16 protein-coding genes are annotated in these 19,676 nt (G+C 63.6%); 12 read left to right on the plus strand and 4 right to left on the minus strand.

Translation table 11 applies throughout. The features are described 5' to 3' along the window. Window positions 1–87: 87 nt before the first annotated feature. Window positions 88–768 carry a hotdog family protein gene (locus tag AC56PL_RS06215; protein WP_495515475.1) on the plus strand — a complete coding sequence of 227 codons (681 nt, stop codon included), beginning with the start codon at window positions 88–90 and terminating at the stop codon, window positions 766–768. Between the two features lie 47 nt (window positions 769–815). Continuing rightward, window positions 816–1,730: an enoyl-CoA hydratase-related protein gene (locus AC56PL_RS06220; protein ID WP_495515476.1), complete on the plus strand. Its 915-nt coding sequence runs from the start codon at window positions 816–818 to the stop codon at window positions 1,728–1,730. On the opposite strand, the gene AC56PL_RS06225 is transcribed toward AC56PL_RS06220, so the two are convergent. From AC56PL_RS06225 to AC56PL_RS06235, 3 genes are all read right to left on the minus strand, one after another. Further along, window positions 1,717–2,619 carry an alpha/beta hydrolase gene (locus AC56PL_RS06225; RefSeq protein WP_497153268.1) on the minus strand — a complete coding sequence of 301 codons (903 nt, stop codon included), beginning with the start codon at window positions 2,617–2,619 and terminating at the stop codon, window positions 1,717–1,719. The genes AC56PL_RS06220 and AC56PL_RS06225 overlap by 14 nt on opposite strands. Next, entirely contained in the window at window positions 2,616–3,965 is a 1,350-nt protein-coding gene (locus AC56PL_RS06230; RefSeq protein ID WP_497153269.1) for a flavin-containing monooxygenase, read from the minus strand. Before AC56PL_RS06230 ends, AC56PL_RS06225 begins: the two co-directional genes overlap by 4 nt. Window positions 3,966–4,061: 96 nt before the next feature. After that, entirely contained in the window at window positions 4,062–4,826 is a 765-nt protein-coding gene (locus tag AC56PL_RS06235; protein ID WP_497153270.1) for a TetR/AcrR family transcriptional regulator, read from the minus strand. 273 nt (window positions 4,827–5,099) lie between these two features. On the opposite strand from AC56PL_RS06235, the gene AC56PL_RS06240 reads away from it, so the two are divergent. The 10 genes from AC56PL_RS06240 to AC56PL_RS06285 all read left to right on the plus strand — a co-directional run bounded on the left by AC56PL_RS06240 (window position 5,100) and on the right by AC56PL_RS06285 (window position 18,278). Then, on the plus strand, window positions 5,100–5,915 hold the full coding sequence (locus AC56PL_RS06240; RefSeq protein ID WP_497153271.1) for an enoyl-CoA hydratase: 816 nt from the start codon (window positions 5,100–5,102) through the stop codon (window positions 5,913–5,915). Window positions 5,916–5,986: 71 nt separating this feature from the next. After that, on the plus strand, window positions 5,987–7,216 hold the full coding sequence (locus AC56PL_RS06245) for an amidohydrolase family protein (RefSeq protein ID WP_495515481.1): 1,230 nt from the start codon (window positions 5,987–5,989) through the stop codon (window positions 7,214–7,216). Beyond that, window positions 7,213–8,853, plus strand: coding sequence for an AMP-binding protein (locus tag AC56PL_RS06250; protein ID WP_495515482.1), 1,641 nt, complete (start codon window positions 7,213–7,215; stop codon window positions 8,851–8,853). Before AC56PL_RS06245 ends, AC56PL_RS06250 begins: the two co-directional genes overlap by 4 nt. A 16-nt stretch (window positions 8,854–8,869) precedes the next feature. Further along, the gene (locus tag AC56PL_RS06255) at window positions 8,870–9,730 is read left to right on the plus strand and encodes an amidohydrolase family protein (RefSeq protein WP_495515483.1); all 861 of its coding nucleotides are present in this window, start codon (window positions 8,870–8,872) and stop codon (window positions 9,728–9,730) included. A 2-nt stretch (window positions 9,731–9,732) separates the two neighbouring features. After that, a complete protein-coding gene (locus AC56PL_RS06260; RefSeq protein WP_495515484.1) occupies window positions 9,733–10,830 on the plus strand; it encodes an acyl-CoA dehydrogenase family protein in 1,098 nt (365 codons plus the stop codon). A 13-nt stretch (window positions 10,831–10,843) separates the two neighbouring features. Then, window positions 10,844–12,037, plus strand: a complete 1,194-nt coding sequence (locus AC56PL_RS06265; protein WP_495515485.1) for an acyl-CoA dehydrogenase family protein — start codon at window positions 10,844–10,846, stop codon at window positions 12,035–12,037. A gap of 54 nt (window positions 12,038–12,091) precedes the next feature. Further along, window positions 12,092–13,297 carry an amidohydrolase family protein gene (locus AC56PL_RS06270; protein ID WP_495515486.1) on the plus strand — a complete coding sequence of 402 codons (1,206 nt, stop codon included), beginning with the start codon at window positions 12,092–12,094 and terminating at the stop codon, window positions 13,295–13,297. A gap of 227 nt (window positions 13,298–13,524) precedes the next feature. Further along, window positions 13,525–16,266, plus strand: coding sequence for an ABC transporter permease subunit (locus AC56PL_RS06275; protein ID WP_497153272.1), 2,742 nt, complete (start codon window positions 13,525–13,527; stop codon window positions 16,264–16,266). Next, window positions 16,263–16,982, plus strand: coding sequence for an ABC transporter ATP-binding protein (locus AC56PL_RS06280; protein ID WP_497153273.1), 720 nt, complete (start codon window positions 16,263–16,265; stop codon window positions 16,980–16,982). The genes AC56PL_RS06275 and AC56PL_RS06280 overlap by 4 nt, the downstream gene beginning before the upstream one ends. A gap of 36 nt (window positions 16,983–17,018) precedes the next feature. After that, window positions 17,019–18,278: an ABC transporter substrate-binding protein gene (locus AC56PL_RS06285; RefSeq protein ID WP_497153274.1), complete on the plus strand. Its 1,260-nt coding sequence runs from the start codon at window positions 17,019–17,021 to the stop codon at window positions 18,276–18,278. 93 nt (window positions 18,279–18,371) lie between these two features. Here AC56PL_RS06285 and AC56PL_RS06290 read toward each other — a convergent pair whose 3' ends face one another. Next, complete coding sequence (locus AC56PL_RS06290) at window positions 18,372–19,592, minus strand: CaiB/BaiF CoA transferase family protein (RefSeq protein WP_497153275.1); 1,221 nt, start codon at window positions 19,590–19,592, stop codon at window positions 18,372–18,374. Between the last annotated feature and the right edge of the window lie 84 nt (window positions 19,593–19,676).

Genomic DNA, 19,676 nt, shown 5'->3' on the forward strand with positions numbered 1-19,676 from the left:
CCACAGGTGGCCCGATGCCCACTACTGTAAGGTATACGGGAATGCCTGCGACAGTCTTTTGCGACAAGCTTTTGAAGGAGTGGGACCATGGCGCCGGATGAACGGGTGACCTCGGCCGAGAGCGTCAGACCGAGCTATGGTGAAGCGCCGCTGGGCCAGACGGTCGCCGCCGCAGCGGCCATCCGCCGGCTGATAGACGTGGCACTCTCACTCGAACATGAGCACCCGACGATGAATGCCATTGCCGCCCAGTGTGAGCAGTGGGAGCGCGAACTCGCCGTGGCAGCGCCACCGAATCCGGCGCCGCGATTCGGAGATGAGCAAGGTGCGGATCGGCGGATCTACCTCGACCACGCCTTTGACGTCGGTGCATTCAATCCGTGCTTCCCCGAGTACGAATTCGACCACCTCGACCCCCGTAGCGCATCGGGACGGGTGGAGTTCGGGTTGTCCTACGAAGGTCCACCGGGATTGGTCCACGGCGGGTTCTTGGGTGTGTTCTTCGATTGTGTTGTACAGCACCAGAATTGTGCGGTACGACTATCGGGCAAAACCCGTTCGCTCAACATCACCTACCGACGGCCGACGCCGGTGCTCACCCCGTTGCGGTTCGAGATCGACCGGTCGCCGCAGGGCCGCGAGCTCATCTCGACGGCGCGCCTGCTGCTCGGCGACGAGGTGTTGTGCGGCGCGCAGGTCACCGCGGTGGCCTTACCTCCCGATCAACTGGCGGGCTCGCGCCACGGCAAACGCAGGATTTCGAACTGATGCGTACCACCGCACATCCCCGTGCGAATCGATAAGGAGTGTGGCAGATGACATCGTCGACTGTTGGAAGTGACCGGGTCCTGTTCGAGGTGGACCGCGACAACCGGATCGCCACGATCACGCTGAACAATCCGCAACGCCGCAACTCCTACGACGCGGTCATGCGCGATGATCTGGCCCGGTGCCTCGATGTGGTCGCCGATGACGACGACGTGACGGTCGCGCTGTTGCGCGGCGCGGAGGGTGTGTTCAGCACGGGTGCCGACATGAACAACGCATACGGCTGGTACGGCGAGGAGAACGGCGCCGACGGGAACGCTGCGGGCACCGCGAAGAATCGCAGGCCCAGTCAGCGTCGACGACTCAATGTGGACCGCAAGTCATTTGGCTTCTACCACGAGTTCCTGGGGTTCCCGAAGGTCACCGTCGGCGAGATCGGCGGGTATGCGCTGGGCGGCGGATTCGAGATGGCGCTCATGTGCGATATCTCGGTCATCGCCAGGGACACCAAGATCGGGATGCCCGCGACCCGGTTCCTGGGCCCGGCTCTGGGCAGCCTGCACATGTTCTTCCATCGCCTCGGACCGGTGCTGGCCAGACGAATGTTGTTGACGGGCGACATCATCGGTGCCGGAGAGGTGGAGCATCTGGGCGTCTTCACTGAGACCTGTGACCCGCAATCCCTGACCGCTTCTGCGCGCTACTGGGCGCGCAAGGCGGCAAAGATGCCAGCCGATGGCGTGGTGATCGCCAAAGAGGCGTTTCGGATGGTGGAGCAGAATCAGGCGTATCAGGGAGAGGAAGTGGCGAGCTACCTCTTCCACGCCTTCGGGACGAACCTGCAGTTCGCGCCGGGGGAGTTCAACTTTGTCAAGACGCGAGCCGAGCACGGGACCAGGGAAGCATTTCGATTGCGCGACGAGCACTTTCACGTCGAACGTGAGGACATCAAGAACCTCTGAGACCTGCACCGGTGGTCAACGCGCGGGTCAGGAACTTCACCTGATGGGCGACAACCGTTTCGTGCCAAGGTTTACCCGGATACACGTCGAAGTGATCGCAGGGATAGTGCCGGATCTGCGCGCGGGCCCGCACCGCGGTCTTGATCGCGGCATCAACCGCGACGCAGCGGTCGAAATCCGCGATCTGGAACAGGGCGTGGCAACGCACCTGCGCGGCGAAGCGGTCGGGCCGGTGCCGAATGGCCTCGACCGCTATCGAGGCGTTCACCTCGTTGCGCCAGGTGGGTCCGGCAATGGACGTATAGGCGTCGAACGTGCCGGACACATCCAGCAGTGCGCGCGAACCCGGCCGTCCGACCGCGGGCACCATGATCCGAGGTCGGCCCAGTGCTGCTGCGGCCTTGTCTCGAAGTCCTTGAGCAAGAAGCTTTGCCACCCGAGGCGCCCGATGATCCGGGCGGCTGGCCACCAATGGGGTGAGCGAGATCAGCGCGACGATGTCGCTGCGACCGGCCGCAACCTCAAGGATCGTGCCGCCTGCCATCGAGACACCCCAGAGCACCATCCGCTGCGGATCGACTTCGGGGAGTAGCGCGGCCTGCCGGAGCGCGGCGCGGTAGTCCTGCACCTGCCCTGGTAGTGAGATGACCTGGCGTGGCTGCCCCGCACTGGCACCGAAACCCCGGTAATCGAACGCGATGACGTCCAGCCCGGCGGCGGCCAGGCTCCGGCCGAAGGGTTCGAGTCCGCAGTCCTTGGTACCGGCGAAACCGTGCGCCATGACCACCACGGGTCTGCCGGTGCCACCGGCAAGTCGGTTGTCGGTGGCGGGAAAGTGCCAGGCATCGATGTCGACACCGCCGGAGGAGAACACGAGTCGACTCCTCACCGCTGTGCTCCTGCTCGGCGCCGCCCCTGCGGGAGTTCCTGCAGCCTCATCTGACGTTCGTAGTCGAAGAAGTTGACCTGCTGCGTATGTCGGGGACGGTCGAGCACATTGTGCAGATACATGTCTTCGTCGGCCTTGATGATCCGCTGCATCTCGTCGACGTCCGGTGGCCGGTACGCCCCCGCGGCGTAGGCGGCGATCAATCGGGACTGGCATTCGACGAACGGAAAAAGAGTTGGAACCGACTGTGCGAAGCCGGCAAAGGCCAGATCGTCGAAACCCGGTTTGAGGATGCGCTTGTATAGCGCGATGCGATTGTCCGGAGCGCTGATGAAATCAGGATCGAAGAACGGAAAGGTGATGTTGTAGCCGGTGGCATAGATGATGACGTCGACCTTGGCGCTGGTGCCGTCGTCGAAGTGCACGGTCCGGTCGTCGAGTTGCCGGACATTGGGTTTGGGGGTCACGTCACCGGAGCCGAGCCGCAGGGGCAGTTCGATCGACTGTGTGCCGTGTGCATCGAGGAAGCGGTGCGTCGGCCTCGGTAGACCCCACTGCGCCGGATCGCCCGAGATGAACTCGGCGAAGCCATTGATCATCCTGCGCTGCAATCGTTTCGGGATGTACGGCAGTGCACGTCCGTACTTGTCCACCGGTCGCCCGGCGACGTACTTGGGGACGATCCAGGACCCCGAGCGGGTTGACAGATAAACGGTGTTGTTCAGCGTTCGCGAGGAGACCTCGACGGTGATGTCCGCGGCGCTGTTGCCGATGCCGACCACGAGGATGCTCTTGTCGCGCAGATCGAGGGGTTCGGATGGATCGATGTACTGATGGGAGTGGATCGTCTCGCCGCTGAACTCGCCGGGGAATTCGGGGTGGCGGGGATCCCAATGGTGGCCGTTGGCAACAACGAGGAACTCGAAGTCATGGGTCTCGCCGTCGCGGGTGTGCAAGGTCCAGCCGCCGCCGCTGTGGTGCTCGGCTCGCAGGACCGCACGGTTGAATTCGATGCGCTCGAAGAGATCGAAGGCTTCGGCATAGTCGTCGAGATAGGACTTGATCTGCGAATGGTGCGGAAAGTCGGGGAACTCGTCGGGCATCGGGAAGTCCCGGAACGACAACTGATGCTTCGAGGTGTCGATGTGCAGCGAACGATAGGCGCTGGAGACACCGTTCGGATTCTGGAAGGCCCAGTTGCCGCCGATCCGGTCCGAGGACTCGAAGCAGGTGTACGGCACTCCGTAGTCGCCGAGCATCTTGCCGGTTGTCAGGCCGGCGATACCGGCGCCGATGATGCCGGTGGAGCGTGAACCAGCGGATCCGGACCCCGTAGCGATGCCCATTCGATCTCATCTCAGCCGAAATGTTGTCGTATGCCTTGTCCATGAGGCCACTTCGATGAGTCTGGTTTGTATTCGCCGTGTTCGCAGGCGGTTTGGCTAACTCGCTTCAGGTGTCTTTCCGTTGCGGCGTGGCGATGACGATGACTTTGTCGCCCCTGCCGAAGTGGCCTCGATCAGCCGGCTCGCATGATCGAGGATGCATTCGAGACCGAAGGCGAAGTTCTTGTCGTCCGGCGCACCGATGCTGTGCCCGCGTCCGACGCCTTCGGAGAGCAGCGGCGTCGTCTCCGGGGTGATGATCAGGTGCTCGTAGTACGCACGGGCCTCGGGGTCGGCTGCCTTCTGCTTCTGGTGCAGTCGCGCCAGGACAACAGAACCACGCACATGGAGCTGGACTGCCGAGTACGTGTCGAATGCGTCGTCCAGCGACAGTCCGGCCTTGACCAGGTTGGCGACGGCCAGCTCGATCAGTTGCGCAGCGGGTTGTCCGGCCCGTGGGCTCATCGACCCCCGGATCAGGATCAGGTCGCACAGGATCGGGTTGGCGGTGAATGTCTCACGCATCCCGTAAGCATGTTCGCTGAGCGTTTCGCGCCACGGCCGGTTCTGCGGGAACGGGGTTTGGCGGGCGAACTGACCCAGCGCCCGGTCGGTCATCGCGTTGAGAAGGTCGTCCTTCTTGCGGAAGTACCAGTAGATGCTGGTGACTCCGACGCCGAGGTGTTTGCCGAGCAACGGCATGCTGAGGTTGTCGATCGAGACCTCTTCGGCGAGTTCGAAGGCACCCTCGATGATGTCGTTGGGATCGATGGATCCACGCTCTCGCCTCTGCCGCTTCACTGGAGCGCTTTGCTTTGCCATTTCCACACCACTTCCGTCAACACTCGTCTGCCGACGAGCGCGTCCGCCGTCGTGCTTGATCGTCCCCGTAAACGTTACCGAAGACCGTGCAGTATCGACCGCTGCCAGTCCTGTGAGCTGGGTCTCCGTTTGTTGATGCGGCAGCGGGCTCGGCCGACGTGAGGGTGGCCCCCGTGGCCTGTGCAAACCCTTGTGGAATGCACTACCGATAGGTATACAGTAGTGGTGCCAGAGAGTCCTCGGGGCTGTTTACCCAATTCAGGAGGTGCCGCCGTGTCCGAGGCGGATGTCGATCACCCCGTGCTGTATTCCGAGACCGAAACCGGGGTTGCGGTTCTCACGCTGAACCGTCCGGATCGGATGAACGCCTGGGGCATCGACATGGCAAATGCCTTCTACGCGTGCGTCGATCGCGCCGAGGCGGCTCCGCATATTCGCGTGCTGGTCGTCGCGGGCAGTGGTGGTGCGTTCTGTGCAGGCGCACACCTCGGATCGTCGGAGACCATCGGTGACTCGCTGGCGCGCACGGGTGACATCGACATCAGCAAGATCATCGGAGATCGGCCGGTGTCGTTTCTGACCGGCTTGCGCAAACCCGTTGTCGCGGCCATCGATGGTCCCTGCGTCGGCATCGGTCTGGTGCTGGCCCTGATGTGCGATGTCCGGTTTGCCACCACGGGTGCGAAGTTCGCGGCACCCTTCGCCAAGCGGGGCCTGGTCGCCGAAAACGGCATCTCCTGGATACTCCCGCGTCTGGTCGGATGGGGTGTGGCCATGGACCTGCTGCTCAGTGGCCGCACCTTTTACGCCGACGAGGCCGCGGATCTCCACTTGATCAAAGAGGTTGTCGCCACCGAGGTGCTCATGGAGCGGGTGCTCGAATACGCCGAAGGTATTGCCCTGCAGTGTGCTCCGAGTTCGTTGGCGCACATCAAAGAACAGGCGTATCGGGATTCGACCGGTGATATGGGCGAAGCCGGTTCCCGCGCCGGGGTATTGATGGGTCAGTCTCTGACCCGGCCGGACTTCACCGAAGGCATCTTGGCCTTCTTCGAGAAACGAAAGCCGAACTTCCCGCCGCTGCAGTGAACAGCTCCATTGCGCGGCAACGGGTGCTCCAACAACACAATTCACCGCTCGCCGGATCGAAAGGACACTCAATGCCGAAGCTTCCGTACCAGGCGATTGATGTCGACAATCACTATTACGAGCCGCTCGACGCCTTCACGCGCCACCTGGACAAGAAGTTCCGCCGCCGGGGTGTGCAGTTCGCCGACAACGGGCGGCACACGATGGCGATCATCGGTGACCGGGTGAACCGATTCATCCCCAATCCGTCGTTCGACCCGATCATCGTGCCGGGCTGTCTCGACCTGATGTTCCGGGGTCAGATCCCCGACGGTGTCGACCCGGCCTCCCTGATGCAGGTCGAGAGCATCGAGATGCGCCCCGAGTATCGCGAGCGCGGTGCCCGGGTTGCGATCCTGGATGAGCAGAACATCGAGACGATCCTGATGTTCCCGACCTTCGGGTGTGGTGTCGAAGAAGCGCTCAAGCACGACATACCCGCGACGATGGCGTCTCTGCACGCGTTCAACCTGTGGCTGGACGAGGATTGGGGCTTCGCGCGGCCTGACGACCGGATCATCACGGCACCGATCATCTCCTTCGCGGATCCGGAAGCAGCTGCCGCAGAGGTCGATTCCGTCGTCGCCAAGGGTGCGCAGCTGGTCTGCGTCCGGCCTGCGCCGGTTCCAGGGATCCCGAAGCCGCGGTCGTTGGGCGACCGCCTGCATGATCCGGTCTGGGCGCGCCTGGCCGAAGCCGGGGTACCGGTGGCCTTCCACCTCAGCGACAGTGGATATCTCAACATCGCTGCGATGTGGGGCGGCAAATCGAACTTCGAAGGCTTCGGTACCACCGACCCGTTCGACAAGATCGTGGTCGATGACCGCGCCATACACGACACCATCGCCTCGCTGATCGTTCACGGGGTGTTCGACCGTCATCCCACGCTGCGCGTGGCGAGCATCGAGAACGGGACGGACTGGATGCACCGGTTGGCCAAGCGTCTGGCCAAGCTTGCCAATCAGTTCCCGCGGTCATTCCCCGATGATCCGGTCGAGACGCTGCGCAATCACGTGTGGGCGGCCCCGTATTACGAAGAGGACATGCCGGCACTCGCGGAGCTCATCGGCGTCGAGCGCATCCTGTTCGGCTCGGACTGGCCACACGGTGAAGGACTGGAGACGCCGGTGTCGTTTGTCGATGATCTGGCTGATTTCAACGAGACGGATGTCCGGAAGATCATGCGCGACAACGCGTTGGAGCTGCTGGGTCGTTCATCCGTTGCAGCAGGCGCCGGCCCCGAGTCGAAGGTGGGCCGATGAGGGAGTGGTCGATCGGCGATGTGCTCGACGAGGTGGCGTCGGCCATACCGGATCGGGTGATGACGGTCTGTGGCTCCCGGAGAAGCACATTCGCCGAGTCGGCCGTGCGGACCCGCCGGCTGGCCAATTACCTCGTCGATCAAGGCCTCGGCGTTCACACCCCACAATCCGAGCACGAACGCTGGGAATGTGGACAAGACCGGGTTGCGCTGATCATGCGTAACGACCTGTACCCGGATGCGATGATCGCCTGCCTGAAGGCTCGCGTGGTCCCGGTCAATATCAACTACAACTACACCGCGCGGGAGATCGCCGAACTCCTCGCCTATGTTCGCCCGAAGGCGGTCATCTACCACCGCTCATTCGGCCCCGAGTTCGCCGCGGCGTTGGCCGGAGAGGGGGTCGAGCACCTGATCGAGGTCGGCGATGGCAGCGATGCGCCGCACCTCGAGGGCGCGGTCACCTTTGATGACGCTGTGGCACAGGGGGATCCGAACCGACTGCTGCCCTCATCACCCGACGACATCGTCATGCAGTGCACCGGCGGCACAACCGGACGACCCAAGGGGGTGATGTGGCGGCAGAGTGATCTCTATGTGTCGTCATTGGCCGGCAACGATTACGAGTCCGCCACCGACCTCCACAACATCGCGCTGACCGGCGGTCAGGTCTGGTTTGCGGTGTCGCCGCTGGTGCATGCGGCCGGTATCTGGACGGCGTTCTCGGGGTTGCTGACCGGGCAGACCGTGGTGCTGTTCGACGATCGCGACCACTTCGATCCCGGGTCGGTCCTGGAAACGGCTGAGCGGGAGAAGGTCTCGCTCATGACGATGGTCGGGGACGCCTATGCGGCGCCGATCGCCGCGGAGTTGGGGCGGAAGAAATACGACCTCTCATCGATGTACGCCATTGCCTCCGGCGGTGCGGCAACCAACCCGATCCACAAGACCGCGCTGCTGGAAGCGCTGCCGCATGTGCTGGTCATCGACGGATACGGATCGTCGGAGACCGGTGGTCTTGGCTTCTACACGAGCCAGAAGGGCGCGCTGGGAGAGACTTTCGGACTCCGGCCCGGCGGCACGGTTGTCTCGGCCGATCGCACCCGGATCCTCGAACCCGGGGACGACGAGATCGGCTGGACTGCCCGCGCGGGCCGCGTTCCTCTTGGATACTTCCAGGATCGTGCCGCCACCGAGAGCACGTTTCCCGTACTCGGCGGGGTGCGGATGTCGATCCCCGGCGACCGGGCGACCCTTGACGCCGATGGCACGGTGCGACTTCTCGGTCGTGACTCGCTCGTGGTCAACACCGGCGGTGAGAAGGTCTTTGTCGAAGAGGTCGAAGCCGTACTGCGGAGGCAGCCTGGTATCACCGATGCTCTGGTGCTCGGTCGGGCAAGTGATCGCTGGGGCCAGGAGGTGGTGGCGCTGGTGGCGCTCGATCCCGGTTCGAGGCAGACCGCGGAGAGCTTGCGGGCGTTGTGCAAGTTGGAGTTGGCCGGGTTCAAGGTGCCCAAAGAGGTGATCTTCGTCGAACAGGTCAAACGGCTCGGTAACGGTAAGCCCGATTACCGGTGGGCGCAGGCAGAGCTGGAATCTGCCTGTGACACAGCCAGTCCCGTGACCTCAGCACTGTAGAAACGGATTCGTTCACATGCCAACACAAGCAATTGACTGCCTGGTCAACGTCCACTTCGGCGAGACCGCACGGCAACCGGGCTGGATGCTGAAGGTGCGTGACGACTACTTCAAGGGTCCCAAGTCGATGTTCGGGCCGGTGGATATGGCCGAACTACTCGACGAGATGGATGAGCAGGGTGTGCGCAAGGCGATCCTGATGGACAACCTCGCCACGCCGTCGACCACCGCCCGCAAGTTCGTCGAGGCGGAGCCCGATCGGTTCACCCTCGCGATGGGCGGCATCAACCTGCTCAAGCCGATGCCGTCCCTCCGGGAGCTGACCGCGGTTGTGCGGGACCTGCCGGTGACGTATGCGGTGGTGGGACCGAGCTTTTGGGGCGACGGAATGTATCCGGCCAGTGACGCGGTGTACTACCCGCTCTACACGAAGTGCGTGGACCTGGACCTGCCGCTCTGTGTCAACACCGGGATACCCGGCCCGCCGATACCCGGTGAGGTGCAACATCCGATCCACCTCGATCGGGTCTGTGTGCGTTTCCCCGAGCTTCGGTTGTGCATGATCCACGGGGCCGATCCCTGGTGGGATGTGGCGATCCGGCTTCTCGTCAAGTACAGCAATCTGCGGCTGATGACATCGGCCTGGTCGCCGAAACGCCTGCCGGAGAGCCTCTTGCATTACATGCGGACCCGCGGCCGGGACAAGATCATCTTCGGTTCGGACTGGCCGGTACTGCCGATGCGGCGGGTATTGCCGGAAGCGGCAGCACTCGATCTTCCTTCCGAGGTGCTCGAGAACTACCTCTACAACAACGCTCAGGACTTCTTCTTCCCCGGCCCGAAACCAGGAGCAGTGACCCCGGATATGGAGCGATGATCATGGACCGCTACGAATTGCGCAGGTTGGATTACACCCTGTCGCCCGACCAGCTCGACCTACAGGCGGCCTACTCGAAGTTCTTCAGCACCCATTCGGGGATCGAGGTGGTTCGTGCCGCCGAACCCGAGGGCATCGACAAAAACCTCTGGGAACGGCTGTGTGCCACCGGTGCCACGTCGATGGCGGTGCCCGAGTCGGTCGGCGGTGACGGTGCCACTCTGGTCGATCTCACGCTGGTGGCCGAGGAGATCGGCAGGTCGATCGCACCGGTGCCCTGGATCGATCACGTGTGCGCGGCGCGATTGCTGGCCAGAATCGGTGCGCTGAACGATGATTCGCCGTTCGTCCTCGATGTTGTAGCGGGTCGGCAGTTGGTTGCGCTGGACCCGCACGGCGACGAGGTGGACGGAACCCGGCTGGTGGCCGCGGCGTCGGCGGCCGATCACATCATTCTGCGAGACGGCGACGACATCGTCAGGTTGACCGCCGACACCCGGCCGACCCGGGTGAACAACATCGGGTACCTCCCGATGGCTTGGGTGGATCCCGCCGGGGGCGGCCATCGCACCGTGGTGGCCAGTGGACCGGATGCGATCGCCGAATATGAACTGGCGTGCGATGAATGGCGGGTGCTGACCGCCGCGGCGCTGGCCGGTCTGGTCGAGAAGACGATGCAGATCGCTGCCGAGTTCGCCAAGAGCCGGTACACGATGGGCGTTCCGATCTCGACACTGCAGGGTATTTCGCATCCGCTGGCCAACATGGCGATCGTGGTGGAGTCGGGTCGGAATCTGTCACGGCGGGCGGCCTGGTTCCTCGACAACGAGCCGGACGAGCGGCGTGAGCTCGGCTGCGCGGCCTTTGTCTACATGTCAGAGGAAGCCACGCGCTCGGCGGCTGGTGCCGTCCACATCCAGGGTGGGTTGGGTGTGACCACCGAGGCGGCGGCCACCGCGTACCTCGTCCGCGCCAGGGGGTGGCCGCTGGCGGGCGGAGATCCAGCGGTCAGTGCGCGGCGGGTTGCCGAGATCATCGGGGCTCGCGAAAGCGCGCAGGACGCGCTTGGGGCGCATTCGTCGACGCCGGTCACGGTCTAGGAGGGGAGCGGACATGGATTTCTCAAAGGTTGAACTGGCAGCAGACGATCAGGCGTTTCTCGATGAGGCGCGTGCATTTCTCGGCACACATGTCACCGACGAGGTGATCCGCCGAGATCGCGAAACCGGCGACAACTTCGACGAGGCAGTGCATGTGGCAATGGGTGCGGCAGGCTATCTCTCGGCCGAGTTCCACACGGAGTCCGAGGGTGGCTTCACTCGGATCCAACGACGCATCTGGCAACTGGAGAAGCGGCGGGCGCACGCCCCGTGGGTGACGTGGGGGACAACGTCGATCGTGGCGCGGTCGGTGTTGTCGTTCGGTTCGCAAGAACTGCAGGACGAGGTGCTCCCGGGTGTCTTCAGCGGTCACATCCGGATGTGCCTGGGATACACCGAGCCCGAGGGGGGTTCGGATATCGCAACATCCAAGACCCGAGCCGTGCGCGATGGTGAGCGCTGGATCATCAACGGGTCCAAGATGTTCACCACTGGCGCCCACAACTGCAAGTACGTCTTCCTGATCACCAACACGGACCCGGATGCGAAGAAACACAAGAGCCTGACGATGTTCCTGGTGCCGCTGGATTCACCAGGCGTCGAGATCCAGGGCATTCGTACCGTCGACGGGGATCGGACGAACATCGTCTATTACAGCGACGTCGAGGTCGATGACCGTTACCGGCTCGGTGAGGTGAACGGCGGCTGGGCGGTGCTGATGGGGCCGCTCAGCGTCGAGCACGGCGTGACCGAGCGCAAGCCCGACGGTCTGGACGACATCGCGATCATGATGCATCAGGGCTTGTACATGGCGACAACCGTCGACAAGGTCGCGGCCGCGGTATCGCGTGAGACACCCTCTGGCAAGAGGGCTCTCGATGATTCGTCGGTCGCGTATCGGCTCGGTCGCAGTGCCGCCCGGATGGAGGCGTCGCTGTCGGCGCCGGGGATGTTCGGCCGAGTGGCCATCGCCCAGGCAATGCGTGAGACCGCACCGGATCTGATGGACATCCTCGGTACCGCGTCGACCTTGCCGATCGAGACAGACGGCGCCGCCGATGACGGTGCGTCGGAGTACCTGTATCGCTGGGCGCCGCTGTGTGGCATCTACGGCGGCACATTGGAGGTGTTCCGCAACATGATCGCCCAGCACGCTCTCGGGCTGGGACGCCCCGACTATTCGCCGGCGAAGACCAAAGCGGGTTAGGAACAGCCGATCAGCCCTGTGCACAACAATTTTGACAACAAGGAGCGTGCAACCATGCCGTCGCGCAAAGTCAACTTTCCGGTGTTCGATTCCGACAGCCACATGTACGAGACACAGGAGGCCCTGACCAAGTTCCTCCCGGACCACGCCAAGGGCACGATCCGCTACGTCGACATCGATGGGCGCACCAAGATCGTCGTCCGCGACACGATCAGCGAGTTCATCCCGAATCCGACCTTCTCCGTCGTCGCCGCACCGGGGGCGCAGGAAGACTACTTCCGCAACGGAAACCCGGAAGGCAAGAGTGCCAGGGAGATCATGGGCAAGGCGATGAAATCGATTCCGGCGTTTCGGGAACCGGCGGCCCGGCTGGAGAAGATGGATGAACTGGGTGTCGATTACGCGTTGATGTTCCCGACGCTGGCGTCCCTTGTCGAGGAACGTCTGAAGGACGATCCGGAATTGACACACGATGTGATCCACGCGCTCAACGAGTGGATGTTCGAGCAGTGGTCGTTCAACTACGAGGACAGGATCTTTGCGACGCCGGTCATCACGCTCCCGATCGTGGACCGCGCCATCGAGGAGTTGCACTGGGCCCTCGAGCGGGGAGCCCGCACGGTGCTGGTGCGTCCGGCACCGGTTCCCGGGTTCAAGGGGTCGCGGTCTTTCGGTTTCGAGGAGTTCGACCCGTTCTGGCAGGCCTGCGTCGATGCCGGCATCCCGGTGTCGATGCATGCCTCGGACAGTGGCTATTCCGAAGTGCTCAACATCTGGGAGCCGGCGTCGGAATTCAAGCCGTTCGCCCCGACCACGGGCTTTCGGACGGCCGCGATGGGCAGTCGTGCCATCGAGGATGCGATGACCGCGTTGACCTGTCACGGGACCCTGTCGCGGGTACCGGATCTCAAGCTCCTGCTGATCGAGAACGGGGCGGACTGGCTGCCGACGTTGTTCCGCAACCTCGAGAACACGTACAAGAAGCTGCCACAGTTGTTCCTGGAGAACCCCATTGAGGCATTCAAGCGTTGCGTGTACGTCAACCCGTTCTGGGAGGACAGCTACGCCGAGGTGGTCGCGCTCCTCGGGGCCGATCACGTTCTCTTCGGCTCGGACTGGCCGCATCCGGAAGGACTGCAGGACCCGTTGAGTCTGATCGACAGCAAACTTGCCGGCATGTCCGAAGAGGACATCCGAAAGATCATGGGTGGCAACATGTCCAGGCTGCTCGGTATCGAGGCGAAGGTTCAGGTGGGCTGACGCAGAGCCGCTCGACACCGGAGCCGATGGCGCCGATCTGCCCACGTGCAGGTCGGCGCCTTTCTTGTGTCCCGTGATCGGACGATATGTCTTTCGGCTCGGATGTCCCAGTAATCCCAATTCAACTATTGTTCCTACCGTTTCATTTACCGTAGGGGCATGCCCGACGTTGTCGGCGCCGATCACGGGGCCGGGTGTCGGTGCCTTCGATCTCAAGAAAGCCGCCCATGACCGAGCATCTTCAGTTCCTCGTCCTAGGTATCAGTAGTGGTGGTGTATTCGCAGCTCTCGCAGTGGCTCTGGTGCTCATCTATCGGAGCTCGGGGGTTGTCAACTTTGCCACCGGTGCGATGTCGCTGTACGGCGCGTACGTGTACGCCTTCCTGCGCGAAGGGGAGTTCGTGCTGCTGGTCCCGGGGGCGCCGAAATCCGTGGATATCGGCGGTGATCCGGGATTCTTGATTTCCACGGTCATTTCGGTGACCTTCTGCGCGCTGCTGGGATTGGTCATGTACGTCGTGGTCTTCCGGCCGCTGCGCAAGGCACCACCGATCGCGCGGGCGGTGGCGTCCATCGCCTTGATGCTTGTCATGGTCGCGGTGGCGGCCAAACAGGTCGGAACGCTCCCCGTGGGAGTCGATGCGATCTTCCCCGTCGACATCTGGACGGTGGGCGATGTTCGGATCCCGCAGGACCGGATCTACTTCGCGCTCACGATCATCGCCATCGCGGTCGCCCTGGCCGCGGCCTATCGGTTCACCCGCTTCGGCTTGTTCACCCGCGCGAGCGCGGAGAGTGAAGAGGGAGCTTTTGTCAGCGGGGTCTCACCCGATCGGACCGCTGCGTACAACTGGATGATCGGTTCGGGTGTGGCGGGCCTCGGCGGCATCCTGATCTCGCCGATCGTTCCGCTCACCCCGACGGCGTACACGCTCTTCATCGTTCCGGCGCTGGCCGCGGCGATCATGGGCCGCTTCACGTCGGTGCTCGCGGCCACCGCTGCCGGTTTTGCGATCGGGATGTTGCAGTCCGAGGCGACGTACCTGCCGCGGGTCTACGAATGGCTCCCGTCGACCGGTCTGGTCGAATTGGTCCCGCTGATCCTGATCCTCATCGTTCTGGTCGCCTGGGCCAGGCCTCTACCTTCCCGTGGCGGCGTGATCGTTGCCGAATTGGGCAGTGCGCCATACCCCAGGCGATTGTGGTCGACGACGATCGTGGCGACGGCGGTCGCTGCGGTCGGTGTGATCGCACTCGGCGGTGACGTGCGGTCGGCGTTGATCACCAGCCTGATACTCGCGGTCATCGGACTCTCGCAGGTTGTCGTCACCGGCTACGCGGGGCAGGTGTCGCTGGCGCAGCTCGCACTGGCCGGCACCGCAGCGTTCCTGGTCGGCCCGATCACCGAGAACTGGGGCGTCCCATTTCCGATCGCGCCGCTGCTGGCGGCAGCGGCGGCCACGGTCCTGGGGGTCCTGATCGGGCTCCCGGCGTTGCGCGTCCGCGGGTTGACGCTGGCGGTGGTCACCCTCGCGCTGGCCTACGCAATCGAGGCATTGTGGTTCCGTAACACCGACATCGTCGGCTCAAGCGGTATCGAGGTCCCGGCGCCGAAGCTGTTCGGAATCGATCTCGGGATCGGAATCGGCAACGACTATCCGCGGATCGGGTTCGGTCTGCTGTGCCTGGTGGTATTGGTGGCGGTGGCCGTCGGGATCGCGTTGCTGCGACGGAGCCGGCTCGGCACGCGGATGCTGGCCGTCAGAGCCAACGAACGGTCTGCCGCGGCCTCCGGCGTCGATGTGACCCGAACCAAGTTGCTCGCGTTCGCAATCGGTGCATTCATCGCCGGAATCGGTGGCTGCCTGTACGCATACCAGCAGACGAACATCTCGTATCAGCCGTTCATGGCCATCGCCGGTCTGACCCTCTTTGCCACCGTCTATCTCGCGGGGGTGACCTCGATCTCCGGTGGCATCCTCAGCGGCATCCTGGGAGCCGGTGGTCTGGTCTTCTATGCCGCAGACCAGATGATCGGGGACAGCACCGGGGACTGGTATCAGGTTGCCGTCGGCATCGGGCTGGTGCTGATCGTCCTGCTCAACCCCGAAGGTCTGACCGGACCCGCGCACCGGGCCATCGCGCGGATGGGCCGATCGGCCGGCACTGGCCGCGTCGGATCTGTTGTGGCGGTCGATGTCCCGGCCGCCGACCACAGCCCGGTGGAGCTCGGTGAACCGATTCTGAGTCTTCGTGAGGTCACCGTTCGGTACGGCGGAGTGGTGGCGATCGACAACGTGGGGTTCGACGTGCCGCAAGGCGCGATCGTCGGCCTGATCGGACCGAACGGTGCGGGCAAGTCGACGTTGATCGATGCGATCAGTGGGCTGGCGCGTTCGACCGGCACCATCACACTCGATGGCGAGGACCTCGCGGGAAAACGCACCCACCAACGGATCCGGGCCGGATTGGCCCGCACATTCCAGGCGATCGACCTGTACGAGGATCTCAGCGTCCGGGAGAACGTACTGGTCGGCCTCTCGGCCCGCGGCACCGACCATGGACCCGGAGGCGACGAGGACGTCACCGCGGTGTTCGAACTACTGGGACTGACCGAGGTCGGTGACGTGCGTGCCGGTGAACTCTCGCAGGGCCAGCGCCAACTCGTGTCGATCGCCAGGGCGCTGGCGGGCAGGCCGAAAGTGCTCCTCGTCGACGAGCCGGCAGCCGGCCTCGATACGACCGAAAGTCGCTGGCTCGGTGAGCGGTTGATGGCCATCCGGGCCAGCGGGGTGACCATTGTCCTGGTCGAGCACGACATGAGTCTGGTGCTGCGCGTGTGTGACCGCATCGAGGTGTTGAACTTCGGTCACACACTTGCCTCCGGCACGCCCGCGCAGATTCGTGTCGATCGCGCCGTCACCGAGGCCTACCTCGGAAGCACCTTTGCCGGAGAGGCCGTGAAATGAGCTTGCAGGTAATCGGTTTGGAGGCGGGCCACGGTAAGGTCAAGGTGGTCGACCGTCTCGACCTGGAGGTTCCCGGCGGGTCGGTGCTCGCGATCCTCGGTCCCAACGGCGCCGGGAAATCAACACTCTTGCGGACGATGGCAGGGCTGCTTCCACCGCTGCGCGGCACGACGAGTGTGGACGGTCATGAGCTCGCCGGTGGCCGGCCGGTGGCGGCGAATCGTGCGGGTCTGGTTCTGGTACCGGACAATCGGGCGTTGTTCAGCTCCCTGACCGTCGAAGAACATCTGTCGATCGCACACCGTCGTGGCGGCGCCGAGATCTCGGAGATCGTGGATTTGTTCCCGGCCCTGCAGCCCCGGTGGAAGGTGGCGGCGGGTTCACTGTCAGGTGGCGAACAGCAGATGCTCGCCATCGCCCGGGCACTGGTGCAGGCACCGAAGGTATTGCTCATCGACGAGATGAGCATGGGCCTGGCCCCCGTGGTCGTAGAGGGTCTGCTTCCGGTTGTCCGTCAGATCGCCGAAACCACCGGTGCCTGCGTTGTCCTCGTGGAACAGCATGTACGCCTGGCCCTCGAGGTTGCCGATCACGCGATCGTGATGGTGCACGGCAACGTCACACTCCGCGGTAGCGCGGCAGAACTTCGCAGCGCGCCGCAACGACTCGAAGCCGCGTACCTGGGAGGTGGCATTGCCATAACGCCGAACACCTAGCCCCACCAAGTTTTTCAAACGTCAGGAGATCAGTACATGTTCAGTTTGTCGAGAAAGCGGTGGGCCGCTGTGCCCTGCGCCGTGGCTGTCGTGGCGCTTGTCGCCACCGGGTGTTCGAGCGACGACAGCAGCTCATCGGATTCGACGACCGTCGACCAGTCCGTTCTTGGCGAGGTCAATCAGGCCACGGGTGCACCGATTCCGATCGCGTTTGCATGGACCGGGGCCGGTGCGGCGACCCACGTCGAGGAGTTGAAGGCGGCCAACGCGGCCGTCGGCTACATCAACGAGTACCTCGGAGGCATCAACGGCAGGCCGATCGAGCTCACGGAGGTGTGTGAAGATCAGATCCAGGTCGCCGCCGCCCGTGAATGCGCCAACAAGTTCGTCCAATCGGATGCGGTCATCACCGTGACCGGTGAGTTCGCGAATGCCGACACCGTCGCGAGCATCACCTCTCCGTCAGGGATGCCCTATCTGTCGGTGTCCGGTGGTGGACAACAGGTGTTGTCGCTCCCGAACACCTTTGTCCTCGGCAATCCGCTCGCGCCGATTCTCGGAACCCCGGCGGCATATGCCAAGGAGAAGGGGTACAAGAAGGTCGCAATCCTTGCGATCGACGCGCCGAACGCGGTGCAGCCGATCCAGTTCCTCGGCCCGATGGCCTTCGGGAACGCCGGCGTAGAAATGGATCTGGTGACGATCCCGCCGGGAACCGCTGACGCGACCCCGCAGGTACAGGCGGCGTTGTCGAATGATCCGGACATGTTCCACATTCTCGGTGACGTCCCGTTCTGTACGGCGGTGCTCAAGGCGATGCGAACACTGAACACCGATCAGGAGACGATGCTGATCACGCAGTGCATCGGCGGCGAAGATGTTGCTTCCCAGATCCCCGGCGGCTACGCGGACATGCCGGTCGGGGTGTCGAGGGACCTGTCGCCGACGCAGAAGGACTATCAGATCTTCGCGGCAACCCTGGCCAAGTACAACGGTCAAGGCGCGGAAACCGCAGGGTCGCCCTGGGTTGGCCTGGTGTCGTTGCAGCGAGCATTGAACGGCATGGAAGGTGAGATCAACCGGGAGACGATCGCAGCCAGACTTGCGGCGATGCCGGAGCCGCAATTGGTGCCGATGGCGGCCGGGCTCATGTTCCAGTGCGGTACCAAGCCGATTCCGGTGACACCGAACGTCTGCACGAAGGACGGACTCATCGGCATGGCGGAGGAAGACGGCACGGTTGTCGACATCAAGCCCATCGATGTCTCTGCCCTCTTCACGCGCAAGGCCACCTGAACAGTCAGATCGACCTGAAGAAGAAAGGACTCTGGCGCCGGGGGAAATCCTCGGCACCAGAGTTCTTTTCGGTCCTATCGGGTGAGTGGGCGGTCAGATGATCGCGCCGGACTCTTTTGCGGCGATGATCTGGTCCCAGTCCATGCCGAGTTCGAGCAGTATGGTCTCGGTGTGTTCACCGTATTCGGGGGCGCGGGCACCATCGGGAGCGGTGTTGTTGAATTGAATTGGTGCACTGACGGTCTGGAAGGCGACGCCGTCGTCATCGGTTGCCGTCAGGAGATAGCCGTTGGCGGCCACCTGGGGGTCGTCGAGAACTTCGCGCGGTGTGGCGAGACTGGCCCAGACCCCGGGCTCGTCGGCCAGGATCTTGCTCCATTCCGCCAGGTCGCGGTCGGCGAAGATCTTTCGCAGCTCGGCGGTGGCGACGTCTTTGTTGGCGACGAGGTTGGCGATCGGTGTGAACCGTTCGTCGGTCGCCAGTTCCGGACGTCCGATCCGCTCGCAGAAACCGGCCCAGTAGCGGTCGGCCTGTAGGAACACCAGCTGCAGCCACCGGTCGTCGCGGGTCTTGTAGCGATTGACCACCGGGTTGGGGGCTTCGCCCGGTGGGTACGCGGGGATGCGATCGATCCCGTAGTGGTCGGCGGCGATGATATCCGGTGCGACGGCCCACATGCCCTGTGCCAGTAGGGAACCGTCGACGATATCGGGTTCGCCGGTGCGCTCGCGATGGAACAGTGCGGCGGCGATACCGCCGGCCAGCGTGCTACCGCCCTGCAGGTCACCGAATGCCGGGCCCTGGGCGAACGGGAATTCGCTGCCGTCCGGTGTCAGTGCGTAGGCCACCCCGGCCCTGGCCGTGTAGCCGGAGGCATCGAATCCGCCTTTGTCGCGGTCGGGGCCCAGTGATCCCTGCCCACTGCCTCGGGCGATGATCAGCCGTGGATTGAGTTCGCGAAGCAGCTCGACGGTGAGGCCGGCTCGTCCGAGTGGTCCGGGTAGCCAGTTGGTCAGGAAGACATCGGCACCGGCGATCAGTTTCGCGAAGATTGCTTTGCCATCGGGGGTTTTGATGTCCATGCCGATGCTGCGTTTGCCGCGATTGCCGATCTCCATCATGAAGTTGACCTTCACCCGCGAGTCCTGCGGCTGCAGTCCGCCGACGGTGAGCTGTCGACAGGGGTCGCCGCCGCGGGTGTCCTCGATCTTGATCACATCGGCGCCCCAGTCGCGCAGGATGACGCCCGCGCTCGGAACGTATGTCCATGAAGCCAGCTCGACCACGGTGACACCGCTCAGCAATGAGGACATCCGCACTCCCTTTCCAACTGTTTGACGCACATAATGTTCGAGCCTACTGTAAGAACTACAGTTAGTCAGCCCGTCAGCGTTTGG

It is taken from the genome of Williamsia sp. Y721, assembly GCF_059683565.1.